The organism is Desulforhabdus amnigena, from assembly GCF_027925305.1.
Taxonomy (GTDB): domain Bacteria; phylum Desulfobacterota; class Syntrophobacteria; order Syntrophobacterales; family Syntrophobacteraceae; genus Desulforhabdus; species Desulforhabdus amnigena.
The window spans coordinates 3,020,005-3,033,005 of sequence record NZ_BSDR01000001.1 but is presented as its reverse complement, the minus strand read 5'-3'; the positions used below and the strand labels follow the sequence as shown (position 1 = coordinate 3,033,005).

The following is a 13,001-nucleotide window of genomic DNA, read 5'->3' as shown; positions in this document are numbered from 1 at the left end:
TCGAACGTGCTCCCGTTCAGGAGGGGGTTGCTGGTTGGATAATTCTTTGATTTTGTAAGTTCTTGTTTTTATTGGTCGGGGCGAGAGGATTTGAACCTCCGACCCCCTGCTCCCAAGGCAGGTGCGCTGACCAGTCTGCGCTACGCCCCGCAACCAAAACTTTTTTCGACTATCACAGACCGTTACTAAAAGCAACCAGTAAGTTCACTCTTCAGCAGTTTTCATTTTGAAAAACCTATACCCCACTACCCCCGCGAGGGGGGAATTTTTAGGATAAAGTCCCCCTTTGCACGTTGATAAGGTTTCGCAACTTTTGCCCCTTGGAACGTGATTCATCCATTGGATTCGAATGGAGAGAGTTTGATGCGGTAGAGTTCCGTGTACGCCGCATCCAGCAAATCTTGTGGTCGCTCCGTTTCTGCGCTGAGGGCACCGACCCCCATGAGGGTTTTAAGAAGGATGACCGCATTCTCGTGCCTGAATGGAGATTTTCTTATTATTTTAAAAAGATATGGAATGACTTCTCTCGCTTCTTCCTCCTGGACTCCGGGGAGTACCACAACGAATTCATCGTTTCCATAACGCCCCAGAAAGCTTTCGTCTGCCGGAAGAGTTTCCTGCAACAACCCGGCAGCGTGTTTGATCAAGGCATTTCCCATGTTGAAATGTTCATGGATTTCATGCCCGAAATCGAGATGAATGATCAGGACGGAGAGGGGAGCGTTGCGGCGGCGGGCTTTTCGGAATTCCCTTTCCAGAACGATTTGGATCTGAAAGTAATTGAGCAGGCCGGTGAGGGGGTCTTGAACGCTGAACTCCTTGACCCTTTCGTAGGCAAGGCAGTTGTCCATGCAAAGAGCGATTTTCATCCCCAACTGCTCCAGCAGATCGGTTCCATCTTTGGGACGATACCGTTCTGCGTCCGTACTGCCCAGGAAAAGCCCCCCAAAAACTATCTGGTGGACTCTCAAGGGAATGAAGACCCCCGAGCGGGTCGAAGAAACCACTTCAGGGAGAAAGCGGAGGAGCCCTTCTATGTTGTCTGGGGAGAGGAGAAAGGGTTTTGAGGTGCCGCTGCAGAGGGACGATCCCATTTCCATGGGAAACGGGAGGATCCATGCGCCTTCGCCGATGGGTTCACTTTCATTGGAGATGTCCGGAAAAAACCTTTCCAGAAGATCGGGATGGCAGAGCAGTAAAATGGCCTGATCCGGCTGAAAACGGCTTTTGATTTCTTTCAGGAGCTCTTCGGCAAGTTGATTCAGTTCGCGGGTTCTGAAAAGAATCCGTTCGATTTCCGCAAAGTGACGCCAGATCTTTTCATTTTCCGCCGCTGTTTCAGCGACATATTGCAGTTGCAGACGAAGCGCTTCGTTTTCCTCTCGAATCTGTACGAGTGAATCTGAGGGATTGGATTTCTTTTTTATTTTGGTTTTTTGGATGCGTGTAACGGATGCAAAAGGTTTCATCAAAAGGAACCTCTGAAGTAAAGCAAAGCTCAGATGGAGATTGTTTCAGAATATGGTGGTCTGAGATGAGCGATGGCTTTCTGCACGGCTTCACCCGGATTTTGGGCTGCAACCACTCCTGGAATGGAAAACCGAGGGAGAAGGGCGACCACGGGTTTGCCGATTTTGAGGGCCATAGAGATTTCCGAAAGGGTCCCATAGCCGCCGGCAACGGAGATGACCACATGAGCCGTCTGCACGATGATCGCATTTCTTGCCTGACCCATATGAGTTGCAATGGGAAAGTCAATATAATCGTTTGCTTGATCAATGGATGGCCCGGGGAGAATCCCGATGGTCCATCCGCCCGCCTCCTTGGCGCCTCTTGCGGCTGCAGTCATGACACCGCCCAGTCCTCCGCAGATGAGCACCGCGCCATGCCTGGCAATTTCCCGGCCGACCTCAGCGGCCACTGTATCCACGGCTGGCGAGGAAGTGCCGGCGCCCACAACACCTATGAAGGGCTTTCGACTCATTCCGGCCATGCCCATTTTCCGATCAGGTCGACGAACCGGACACCCCCCAGATTGGTTTTGCGGATACCCTCCCTTGTCCGCTCCACCAGGACGAGTTCCTGAGAGAGGTGATCGCCTACCGGAACAACCAACCGCCCGTTCATTGCCAGTTGATCAATGAGCGGCTGTGGAATTTTTGGCGTTCCCGCCGTGACGAGGATCCCGTCAAACGGGGCTTCGTCAGGCCAACCCAGAGTTCCGTCCGAGACTCGCGTGACGATATTTTTGTATCCCAATTTTTTCAAAATTTGATTGGCGCGATACGCCAGGCTGGGATTGCGTTCGATGGTGAAGACCCGATCCGCCAGTTCCGCAAGAATGGCTGCCTGGTAGCCGGAACCTGTCCCGATTTCCAGTACCTTTTCATTCCCTTTGAGTTCCAGCGTCTCTGTCATGAGCGCGACGATATAGGGTTGAGAAATGGTTTGCTTTTCTCCGATGGGGAGGGGGTAGTCATTATAGGCCTGATCCTGCAGCGCTTCATCGACGAATTGGTGTCGAGGAACCTTTCCCATGGCTTCCAGGACTCTGGGGTCCCGTATCCCCCGGCTCGCGAGCTGGAGCTCAACCATACGATCACGTGCTTTTTGAAAATTCAACATGCAAAGACTCGACCTTCACCGAATTTTGAAGTCGCCTCCCTCGAGAACCAGGTTCATGGATGGCGGGAGGTTATTTGAAATGCTTATTCGCCACAAACTGAGGCGGAGAATTATCCATTGTTATCAACTATAGAACTAAGGTCAAAAAGAGAACATTGTCAACCGCTTTTTCATTATATCGTCATATCGTCCTTTCCGGCAACTGAGTATGGGGGCGCCCATATTTTTCTACCTCTTACCCCGTCGTATCAGGAAGCCCAGTGACATTTCGAAGCGAAGGAGAAGGTTTTCATTCAAAGAAGGTTTGCCCAGGTGGAATAATCCGTTGAAAAGGCATCTTCCTCTGCTGCCGGAGCTTTTTCTCCCAGGACGCTCTGCCGTAATCTTCGGCGAAAGTATGCGCCAAAGGGGTACTTGGCGCCTTTCGATGCCATCCAGGCAGGAAAGGGTTCCATTTCGCACTGGACGGACAGAAGGGGCAACACCTGGGTTCCCGTGTAGATGAAGCAAAGCTCGTCTTTCCAGGCAGAGTCGTAGGCTTCGATAAAATGGGGATCTTTGTCTCGCAGGAGCTCACTCAAGGATCTGAAATGATGGGTGTCGCTGTGCGGTCTCAGAGCGAAAAGCCTTACGCATGAATGTTCTTGATTGATGATTTCCAAAGCCTTTTTCCGTTCGGATCCATGGGTGTCGAAAATTCCAATTCCCCGGTACGGATGTCCCTTTTCTATCATTTTTTTGAGGGTGAGCTGAAAACTGGGGGTCTGGATGTGCGCTGTATCTTCCCAAAACAAAATGAGGGGCTGAACACCGGCCGATTCGAGCCATTCCACAAGGGCCGGCAGGTATTCGTCATCTTGTTCCCGCTTGGAGGAAATAAAGAACTTGTCGATCCAGGGAAGAACGAAAGATCCCAGCCGGCCGGCATCCATGAGCTTTTGTCCTTCCTTCATCAGGGCCGTGAGGCTCAAGAGCCCATTTTTCCAGAGTTTTTCCCGATGATCACGCCAGGAAACGACCTCTTCCACGCAAACCTGCTGGTGGGGGCTGACCCATCCATGCCAGCCGAGCCGTGCTCCGTCGGTCAGTTCGGAGAGGTCTTTCTCTCCCAGGTACGTTTTCGCCGCCTGATAATCCCTTTTCCAGCCTTTTTCAGAAGAAGGATCCAGTGTTGCGCGAATCCGGCTTTCCCAGAGGGCGTGCATGATTTTGGGCTTCACCATCCTCTTTTCCCACAGTGCCCACAGGTCCTGGATGCGATCTCTGCCGCCAAAGCGGTGCTTCTCCATTATTTCCATTTCGCTGCGGACGTTTTCCTTGAAGGATTCGAATACGGAATCTGTAGAAAAATAGTGGGGAAGGCTTTCAAAAGCCCACCCTCCAGCCGCCCCCAGGGTGGCGTTATGCCAGCTGAGCACCACACGGCCCGTGCTTTGGCTGACGGATTGGGCAAGAGACCTCACGCGGCGCAGTTCTTCAGCCTGACAGGCCAGGAGGGTTTCAAAATACCGGAGCGTCTCGGGACTGGAGCCGTCCCAATGAATTTGAGACATGGGGCTGAGGGGCGGCGCCTGGGTTCGAACAGATGCAGCAAAAAGCAGGGAACGGCCTTTTGGGAGCCAGGCTTCTTTGGAAAGTGAAAAAAGACGACGTCCCGTCCGTGCGGACCGGCTCATGTTCTTGAGGTCTCTGAGCGTGACCTGGCTCCAGGGAGGGAATTCGGGCAGGGTGAGTAGTTTTTTCCGAAGCTGCCTCCACTGGGCTCTGGAGGGCTGATGGCGATTGCGGTGGTGGGGAGAGCCTGCCCGGACGACCTTCATCTCGCCCCTCTTTTCAAAGAGGCGGGGGAGCTTTTCGGATAAGCTTTTCATCAAAGACTTGGGAGGAATGTACTGGAGAAAAGGGCGAAGAGGGAAAGTTTTTTCAAACAGCAGTTCCCGGGAGTGGGGAGAAAGATTTCTCAGGAGGCGAACAAAAAACTCTTTTTGCCTGGGTTCGCAAGGAATTCTTCCCAAAAAGGCGAGGCGATCCAAAAGAAGCTCCACCAAAGGGTCCGGAAGTGAGTCGATTCTCATGTTACTATCCATGAGATAATATGTCAGCCAACGGTGGTAATCCAGTTCCCGGCAGACCGGCGGGTGGAGCAGAAGGGAGAGTGCTGCTTCACGCATGTCGCCCGGCGGCATTCTGCAAAGCTTCAGGAGTGCTTCTATCTCTTGAGGCGAAGGCTGATCTCCCATTCTGTATTTTTCACTCAGAGCTGTCAGCATGTCTGATGGAGAATTGTTCGTAGCCGTCATTTTTTTCCCTTTCCGATTTTAAAATGCGATCAGACTTTGACCGAAGTCAAGGACTTCTATTCCTGAGAAAGCTATTGACTACATATAAAGTTTGGATTACCTAATTGTTGTATCTCATGCATGTGCTCAGGAGGAATTTATGCTGAACGGTTGGATGTGGAAAAAATGTTGTCCATGCAGCGGTAAGAAGGGCGCGGAAGAGGGGCGGTTGCCGCTTTGCAAAGCCGTGACCGGGAAGCGTTTCAAGGTGGCCTGTATTCAAGGCGGACGGCATCTTTGTGCGAGAATGGCGGCTTTGGGGATTTATCCGGGGGTGGAGATGGAGTTGCTCTGCTCGGGATGCGGTTGTCCCTGTCTGGTGCGGGTACACGGCAGCACACTCAGCTTGGGAGCAGGAGTTTCCGAGAAAATTATGGTCACTTCAGCAATTTGATCTTACCTGCCCCTGTCCGGGATGGTATAAAAAGCGGTTCACTGTAACCGCTTTTTAAAAGAACTAAAAGTTAGGAAAACCTAATTTTTTGCAAAAAAGGAACTGTATGGGTATTGTGCTTTTGCGTCATATGCTGCCTGGGCAGAGAGGCGTGGTGGTTCAAGTGAAGGCTTCGGGTGAGCTGGGGCGCCGTATACGTGATATGGGAATCGTACCGGGAACTCCTATTCACGTTCAGGGACGGGCTCCCTTGAAAGATCCTGTGGCCATTCGAGTTCGCAATTTTACGTTGACGTTGCGCAATAATGAAGCGGATTATATCCATGTAGAGGTGGATGAAGCATCATGAGCAATGGGGACCCACAGTATTTGATAGCCCTGGCGGGTAATCCCAACTGCGGCAAGACAACGTTGTTCAACGCCGTGACGGGAGCTCGCCAGCACGTAGGCAATTATCCGGGGATTACGGTAGAAAAGAAGGAAGGCTTCTATCAGCTCAACGGGAGTTCGCTCCGCCTGGTCGACCTTCCCGGTACCTACTCTCTCACCGCCTATTCCCTCGAAGAGCTGGTGGCAAGGGATTTTCTCGTTCATGAGCGCCCCCAGGTCGTCATGAACATCGTGGATGCTTCCAACCTCGAAAGGAATCTCTATCTCACGGTTCAACTCATGGAATTGGGCATTCCCGTAGTGCTGGCGCTCAACATGATCGATGCCGCGGAAGGGCGGGGCATTGAAATCGATGTGGAGGAACTGTCACGTCGCCTGCAGATTCCTGTCATCCCCACAGTGGCCCGAACCGGCAGAGGCAAGGAGGCCCTCCTGGAGACCACGGCGAAGCTGGCTGCAGAAAATCATCCCTGGAACCCTCTCCATATCTCCTATGGTCCTGACATCGATCCGGCTCTGGATGAAATGGAGAAGGAAATCATCGCAGCAGGGCTTCTCACCGAGATGCTTCCTCCCCGATGGACGGCGCTCAAGTACCTGGAGGCGGACGAGCAGGTTCTGAAAAAAGGGCGGGAAAACAATCCCGAACTTTCAAAGAAATTGGAATCCATAGCGCACCATGTGACGGACCATCTGCAGAAAACGCTGGAAAGCTATCCCGAAGCAATCATTGCCGATCATCGCTACGGTTTCATTTCCGCTCTGCTCAAAGGTGGGGTGGTGAAGCAAAGTCAAAAAGCCGACCGGCTGTATCTTTCAGATCAGATAGACAAGATTCTGACCAACCGGCTCCTGGGTCCCATCTGCATGGGGCTGATTCTCTATGCGGTATACCAGTTCACGTTCAATTACAGTCAGTTTCCCGTGAGTCTTGTCGAATCGGGTTTTTCCATGCTGGGGGACTACATGAATTCCGTTCTCCCCGAAGGCCTCGTGAAATCTCTGATCGTTTCCGGTATCATCGACGGAGTGGGGGGAGTCATCGGTTTTGTGCCTCTCATTCTTTTCATGTTTTTTGCCATCGCTTTTCTGGAAGATACGGGGTATCTGGCGCGTGTTGCCTACATGCTCGATCGGGTTTTTCGGAGCTTTGGACTCCACGGCAGTTCCGTGATGGCTTTCATCATTTCCGGAGGAATAGCGGGCGGATGTGCGGTGCCGGGTGTCATGGCCACACGAACCCTTCGGAGTTCCCGGGAGCGGCTGGCGACCCTTCTCACTGCTCCTTTCATGAACTGTGGAGCCAAGATCCCGGTCTTTGCCATGCTCATCGCGGCTTTTTTCCCCACCAACCGGGCGACCATGATGTTTCTCCTGACAATGCTTTCCTGGACGGCGGCGCTTTTCCTGGCAAAATTCATCCGGTCCACTATCCTGCGGGGGCCGAGCACACCCTTTCTTCTGGAATTGCCCCCCTATCGTCTTCCAACGCTGAAGGGGTTGTTGATACATACGTGGGAACGCACCTGGCAATACATTGAAAAGGCGGGGACGATCATTCTGGCCATTTCCATCCTTTTCTGGGCGCTCATGACTTTCCCTGCCCTTTCGGATTCCATGAAGAGTCAATTCGAGGAGGAGCGTCAGAAGGTTCTGGCTTCGGTGCCGGAGGATCTGAGGGATGCGCTGCTGAAAGGACCGTCTGAAGGGGAGGAGCTGTCTGCTGAATCAGCGGCAGCCCGCGAACGTATCCATGCCATCGACCGTGAAGAAGCTCAGGCTGCTTTGAAGTATTCTTTCGCCGGCCGTGTGGGAATGGCCATGGAAAGTGTCAGCCGTTGGTGCGGATTTGATTGGCGCACCAATGTGGCCCTCCTTTCGGGCTTTGCAGCCAAGGAAATCATCATTTCGACACTTGGCACCGCCTATTCGCTGGGGGAAGTGCAAACAGGGGAAAATGTTTCTCTGAGCGAGCATTTGGCCAGGGATCCCCTTTGGAATCCTCTCAAAGCCTTTGCGGTGATCGTATTCATCATGCTCTATGCTCCCTGCTTTGCCACGGTCACCTGTATCATCAAGGAATCGGGGGCCTGGAAATGGGGTTTGTTTTCCATGGTTTTCAATACAACCATAGCTTTTTTGATCGCCGTGCTGATCTACCAGGGCGGTCGGTGGCTTGGCCTGGGAAGTTAGGAGAAATTTATGTGGCAAACTGTTGTGATCCTGGTTTTGCTGGCGGCAGTTTTGGTTTACGTGATCCGTCATTATGTTCGGGTGTTTCGATCTGAAGTCCCCTCCTGTTCAGGTTGTTCGGGCTGCTGTGGGGTGCAGTCTTCGGCAAGGGATGTTGCGGAAAGGTGCGACTGTGGGGAGCGAAAGACGGGCCTGCGCTGAAGTGCCTTTGGGGGAGCGTCTTTTTGCTGTGGGACGATACCCCCAGCAGAGAGCGGCCTCACCAATCATATACAGGGGTACGGAAATGAAATTGACTATGAATTTGCCTGGAATACCTCCTCGAACTTCTGATGTGATCATTGGGGAGGGGCTTCTACAGGATCTGCCGGCAGCGCTCCGGTCCTATCTGGAAGGGCGGGTTGCTTATTGGATCTGGGATGAAAATGTGTGGAACCTCTGGAAGGAACGCATCGAAAAATGGAGTTGGGGAGAGTGGCTGAAGGGGCATTTGATTCTCTTTCCTGCCTCGGAGCCCAATAAGCGTCTCGCTGCAGTGGAGGAACTCGGCCGGCAACTGGCTGTGGCCGGGGCTGACCGGGAGAGCGCCCTGGTGGCGGTGGGCGGCGGGGTGACCGGCGATGTGGTGGGGTTTCTGGCATCCATTTACATGCGGGGCATCCCTCATTTTCAGGTTCCCACCACACTCCTTGCTCAGGTGGACAGCAGCGTCGGGGGGAAGACGGGAGTCGACCTTCCCGAGGGAAAGAATCTTTTGGGAACGTTTCACCAGCCAGGTGCAATTTGGATGGATGCACAGTTTCTGGAAACCCTTCCTGACGAGCAGTTGAGGCAGGGCATGGCGGAAGTGATCAAAACGGCCATGATCGGCGATGAAGTCCTGTGGAAGTATCTGGAAAGCCACAGTGAAGCCATCAAGAAACGCGAAAGGGATGCCCTGGTTCGGGTCGTTACGGCGTGTTGCATCATTAAAGCAAAAGTGGTGGAATCCGATGAGAGGGAATCCGGTTACCGGAGAATTTTGAACCTGGGGCACACGGTGGGACATGCTTTGGAAAGGCTCAGCGAGTATCGGATTCGTCATGGGGATGCGGTGGCCATGGGGATGGTAGTCGCTGCAAAGTTGGCCCTGAAGAGGGGGCTGATCATCCGGGGGGATTTGGACCGCCTGGAAAAACTCTGTGAAGCCTGGGAATTGCCCGTAAGGATTCCCCCCGAATTTTCTCCCAAGGAAATCATTTTCGCCTTGAAGACGGACAAAAAAAGAGTGGGGAAGACCCTGCATTTCATCTTACCCGTGAGAATCGGTGAGGTCATGGATTGCGACGACCTGGACATGGGGGAATTGGAAGATGCCCTGGCGAGCTTGAGGGGGAAATAGCATGACATTGTCGGATTTCTCTGAACCACGGATGCGCAGAGATCACAGAGGGATTCCATAAGAATTCCAAGATTCTCTCCGTGTCCTCTGTGTCTCCGTGCTGAATAACGGGATATTGGAATTCGCCAACTCCCTCAGTTATCCCGAGAGACATCCAAAATAAGAATTGCCGGGTTGGCCTTGCATCAAACGGGCATGACGATTAGTATATGGACTCGGTTTTCCGGAACCCGTTGAATGATCGTTGAACGCGTGTACTTTCGTCCATGGGGAGTGAGAGCCCTTCGTTTTGCCGCCTTGGTAAATCCTGCGGGAAACGGATGGCCTTCGGCTCCTGAACCCGCATGCACGGCCAATGTGAGGAGAGCCCGTGGTTTTGCCTCTGGACTTTCGCAAAAAGCTTCTATCCGAAACCCTCGTCTGGGACATCCTTGAATCGGTGACCGATGCCGTCATCACCATTGATGAAGACCACAAGGTCCTGCTCTGCAACAAAGCTGCCGAGAAGATGTTCGGCTACAAATGCAGCGAAATCGTCGGGCAGGATGTTTCTCCATTGATCCCCAATCCCCATCAGGCCATCCATAGGGAGTACGTGGAACGTTATATCGAGACGGGCACTCCCAGGGTAATCGGTAAGTTCAGAGAGTGTTTCGGGCTGCACAAGGAGGGACGGTCCTTTCCCGTGGAGATTTCCTATTCCGTTTCCAGAACGGAAGGGCGGCTCTATTTCACTGCGGTCATCCGGGACATTTCCAGACGCAAGGAAATGGAACGGGAACTTCGTTTCATGGAAAAGCTTGCGGCCATTGGAAAGACTGTGGCTCAAGTTGTCCATGAGATTCGAAAGCCGCTGATGCTCATGGGAGGATTTGCTCGGCAGGTGCAAAACTGTGAGGGGCTGAGAGAAGACGAGAAGAACAAACAGAAACTGGGGATTGTCATCGAGGAAGTGCGCAGGCTGGAAGCGCTGCTCAACGGTGTTCGCCTTCTCACCCGGCCACCGGCGGCCAGCCAGAAGCATTCCCTTTCCGTGAACCAGGTGCTGAAAGAGACTTTTGAGCTTCTGGAACCCATGCTCCAGGACCGTCAGGTGGAACTGAACACCGAATTATCACCTTATCCCCTCATGATTCAAGGGGATGCGGATCAGCTCAAGCAGGTCATTTTGAATATTCTTCAAAATGCGGTCGACGCCATGCAAGGCGTGGGGACAATCAGCGTCAGCACCAGAATGGCTTTTACGATGGTTCAAATCATCATCAAAGACAATGGGCCCGGGATCCGTGAAGAACTCCAGGAAAAAATTTTCGATCCATTTTTTACCACAAAGACCGATGGAACAGGCCTGGGGTTGGCCATCTCTCGCAATATCATTCAGGATCACGGGGGGACCATCACCCTTGTTTCCGCTCCTTCGAAGGGAGCGACCTTCATCATTGAATTGCCCCTCGACATTGCTCCGTAAAATCATTCAAGAGTAACGTTGGAAAACTCGCGTGAAGGAAAACCTTGTCGAGGAGAAGTCATGCCCTCTTTCCTTGTTTTCAAGGTTTTCAAGCTTCGGAAATCGGTTCCTGAAAGGCAAAAAATCCCCCGGTGAAGGGGGGATTTGTTTTCGGGCCGGCTTTGAATCGTGCCTGTTGCGACCGCCTTTCAAAAGGGACCAAAGACATTCTAGCCGGTAACATTTGCTTCCTTGGCGGCCGGGCTCATCATGGGTTTTGAAGTCTTATTACCGAAGATATCTGTCGTCCCGTGTCCCGAGACCATGGTGAAATCCGGATATGCGCTTTCTCCATGTTCTCCCACATCCAGCCCTTCTATCTCTTCTTCAGGAGTCACTCTGAGACCGACGGTGGCTTTCAGCACGCGGAACAGGATGTACACCGTAGAAAAGGTCCAGATGAAGGTTGCCGCGCACCCGAGAGCCTGAACTCCCAGCTGGTGAATGCTGAAACCCTTGATTTCAAAAATGGCGGCGGCCAGAGTTCCCCAGACTCCGTTGACGGCGTGAACCGATACGGCTCCCACGGGATCATCGATACCGATGCGGTCTATGAGGAGGACTGACCAGACCACGAGGATTCCACCGATAGCTCCGATGATTACAGCACTGCCGGGAGCTACGTTGTTGCAGGGGGCTGTGATCGCTACAAGGCCCGCCAGGGCGCCGTTCAACGCCATGGAAAGATCCGGTTTCTTTGCAATCGTCCAGATGGTGATCAGGGCAGAGACGCAACCAGCAGCAGCGGCCAGGTTGGTGTTGACGAAAATCATGGCGATATCTTTGTTGCCGGCCGTTGTGGAACCCGGATTGAACCCGAACCATCCAAGCCATAGGATGAAAACGCCGATGGCCGCCAGGGGAAGATTGTGGCCGGGGATCGCTCTGGGGCGTCCCTTTGAATCGTATTTGCCGATCCGTGGACCCAAGGCAATGGCGCCCGCCAGGGCCGACCAGCCACCTACGGAATGGACCACGGTGGAACCCGCGAAGTCAATGAAACCCAGTTTTTCCAGCCAGCCGCCTCCGTGATAGAGGCCGCCCCAGGCCCAGCTCCCTACTATGGGGTAGATGAACGCGCTGATGAAGGCGCTGTAGATGAGGTAGCTGGTGAATTTAGTTCGTTCAGCCATGGCGCCCGATACGATGGTTGCTGCCGTGGCGGCGAACACGACCTGGAACATCCAGAATGCGAGCACCCATGGGTCTTCGCCAGGGGTAAAGTCCGAAAGGAAGAAGCCCGAAGTCCCTATCCATCCACCTGCAGATGCGCCGAACATCAAACCGAAGCCGATGGCCCAAAAAGCGATACTGCCCACGGCGAAATCCATCAGGTTTTTCATCATGATGTTTACGGCGTTCTTGGCCCGGGTAAATCCTGCTTCCACACAGGCGAACCCTGCCTGCATGAAGAATACGAGTGCTGCGGCCACGAGGGTCCATACATAGTTCAGGTGCGTCTGAACATCTGCGGCCGTTGGGGGGGCGTCCTCCGCCCAACCCAGCAAGGGGCAGGCCAGGCTCAGGATGGCGATGACCAATGGGATTGAAATCCTTCTCATTTTATTTCTCCTCTCTCGTTTTTATATTTCCAAAAGCGGTGCTTTTCGACTGCACTCCGTATTTTTTTCTTCCTGAGTCCATCAGAGGGCTTCGCGTCCCGTTTCACCGGTTCGGATGCGCAGGACTTCTTCAATGTTGGAAACGAAAATCTTTCCATCTCCAATCTTTCCTGTTTGCGCTTTGTCTCTGATGGTTTCCATGACCGCCTGGGCCTGATTTTCGGAGATCACGACGGTGAGCTGGAGCTTGGGTACAAAGTCCACCTGGTATTCCGCACCCCGGTACATTTCCACGTGTCCCTTCTGCCTTCCAAATCCCTTGACTTCCGTCACGGTCATTCCCTGAATGCCCATGTCCACCAAAGCTTCCTGAACTTCCGTAAGCCGGAACGGCTTGATGATTGCTTCAATCTTTACCATCTCATCTCCTCCTGATCCTCGTGAACTTTGTTTTTGTGTGCTCTATAATTTAGCAACAAGCTTGCCATTGTTTATAATGTATTGAAATAACATGATTATTTTTATAGATCTATGTAATTATATAGATATTTTTGGACAAATTTGTGCTTATATTGGATATATTTGCAATAGTGTAAATTTTTGATACAAA

12 protein-coding genes and 1 tRNA gene are annotated in these 13,001 nt (G+C 52.6%); 6 read left to right on the top strand and 7 right to left on the bottom strand.

Annotated elements, in window-relative coordinates; genetic code table 11:
• Positions 1-72: 72 nt before the first annotated feature.
• The 5 genes from QMG16_RS12890 to QMG16_RS12870 form a co-directional block, all read right to left on the bottom strand.
• A tRNA-Pro gene (locus tag QMG16_RS12890) sits at positions 73-150 on the bottom strand.
• A 182-nt stretch (positions 151-332) separates the two neighbouring features.
• Entirely contained in the window at positions 333-1,469 is a 1,137-nt protein-coding gene (locus tag QMG16_RS12885) for a diguanylate cyclase (RefSeq protein WP_281794774.1), read from the bottom strand.
• Between the two features lie 29 nt (positions 1,470-1,498).
• Positions 1,499-1,984 (bottom strand): TIGR00725 family protein, encoded by a 486-nt coding sequence (locus tag QMG16_RS12880; protein ID WP_281794773.1) that lies wholly within the window; start codon positions 1,982-1,984, stop codon positions 1,499-1,501.
• A complete protein-coding gene (locus tag QMG16_RS12875) occupies positions 1,981-2,622 on the bottom strand; it encodes a protein-L-isoaspartate(D-aspartate) O-methyltransferase (RefSeq protein WP_373878744.1) in 642 nt (213 codons plus the stop codon). The genes QMG16_RS12880 and QMG16_RS12875 overlap by 4 nt, the downstream gene beginning before the upstream one ends.
• Before the next feature lie 296 nt (positions 2,623-2,918).
• Entirely contained in the window at positions 2,919-4,925 is a 2,007-nt protein-coding gene (locus tag QMG16_RS12870) for a hypothetical protein (protein ID WP_281794770.1), read from the bottom strand.
• A 139-nt stretch (positions 4,926-5,064) separates the two neighbouring features.
• Here QMG16_RS12870 and QMG16_RS12865 point away from each other — a divergent pair, with 139 nt between their 5' ends.
• From QMG16_RS12865 to QMG16_RS12840, 6 genes are all read left to right on the top strand, one after another.
• A complete protein-coding gene (locus QMG16_RS12865) occupies positions 5,065-5,358 on the top strand; it encodes a FeoA family protein (protein WP_281794768.1) in 294 nt (97 codons plus the stop codon).
• Between the two features lie 106 nt (positions 5,359-5,464).
• The gene (locus tag QMG16_RS12860; RefSeq protein WP_281794767.1) at positions 5,465-5,707 is read left to right on the top strand and encodes a FeoA family protein; all 243 of its coding nucleotides are present in this window, start codon (positions 5,465-5,467) and stop codon (positions 5,705-5,707) included.
• Positions 5,704-7,941 carry a ferrous iron transport protein B gene (feoB, locus tag QMG16_RS12855; protein ID WP_281794766.1) on the top strand — a complete coding sequence of 746 codons (2,238 nt, stop codon included), beginning with the start codon at positions 5,704-5,706 and terminating at the stop codon, positions 7,939-7,941. The genes QMG16_RS12860 and feoB overlap by 4 nt, the downstream gene beginning before the upstream one ends.
• A 9-nt stretch (positions 7,942-7,950) precedes the next feature.
• On the top strand, positions 7,951-8,142 hold the full coding sequence (locus QMG16_RS12850; RefSeq protein ID WP_281794764.1) for a FeoB-associated Cys-rich membrane protein: 192 nt from the start codon (positions 7,951-7,953) through the stop codon (positions 8,140-8,142).
• Positions 8,143-8,227: 85 nt separating this feature from the next.
• Positions 8,228-9,322 (top strand): 3-dehydroquinate synthase, encoded by a 1,095-nt coding sequence (aroB, locus tag QMG16_RS12845; protein WP_281794763.1) that lies wholly within the window; start codon positions 8,228-8,230, stop codon positions 9,320-9,322.
• 370 nt (positions 9,323-9,692) lie between these two features.
• Entirely contained in the window at positions 9,693-10,790 is a 1,098-nt protein-coding gene (locus QMG16_RS12840; RefSeq protein WP_281794762.1) for a two-component system sensor histidine kinase NtrB, read from the top strand.
• Positions 10,791-10,999: 209 nt separating this feature from the next.
• Here QMG16_RS12840 and QMG16_RS12835 read toward each other — a convergent pair whose 3' ends face one another.
• Both QMG16_RS12835 and QMG16_RS12830 read right to left on the bottom strand, forming a co-directional pair.
• Positions 11,000-12,391, bottom strand: a complete 1,392-nt coding sequence (locus tag QMG16_RS12835; protein WP_281794760.1) for an ammonium transporter — start codon at positions 12,389-12,391, stop codon at positions 11,000-11,002.
• An 81-nt stretch (positions 12,392-12,472) separates the two neighbouring features.
• Positions 12,473-12,811 carry a P-II family nitrogen regulator gene (locus tag QMG16_RS12830; protein ID WP_281794758.1) on the bottom strand — a complete coding sequence of 113 codons (339 nt, stop codon included), beginning with the start codon at positions 12,809-12,811 and terminating at the stop codon, positions 12,473-12,475.
• Between the last annotated feature and the right edge of the window lie 190 nt (positions 12,812-13,001).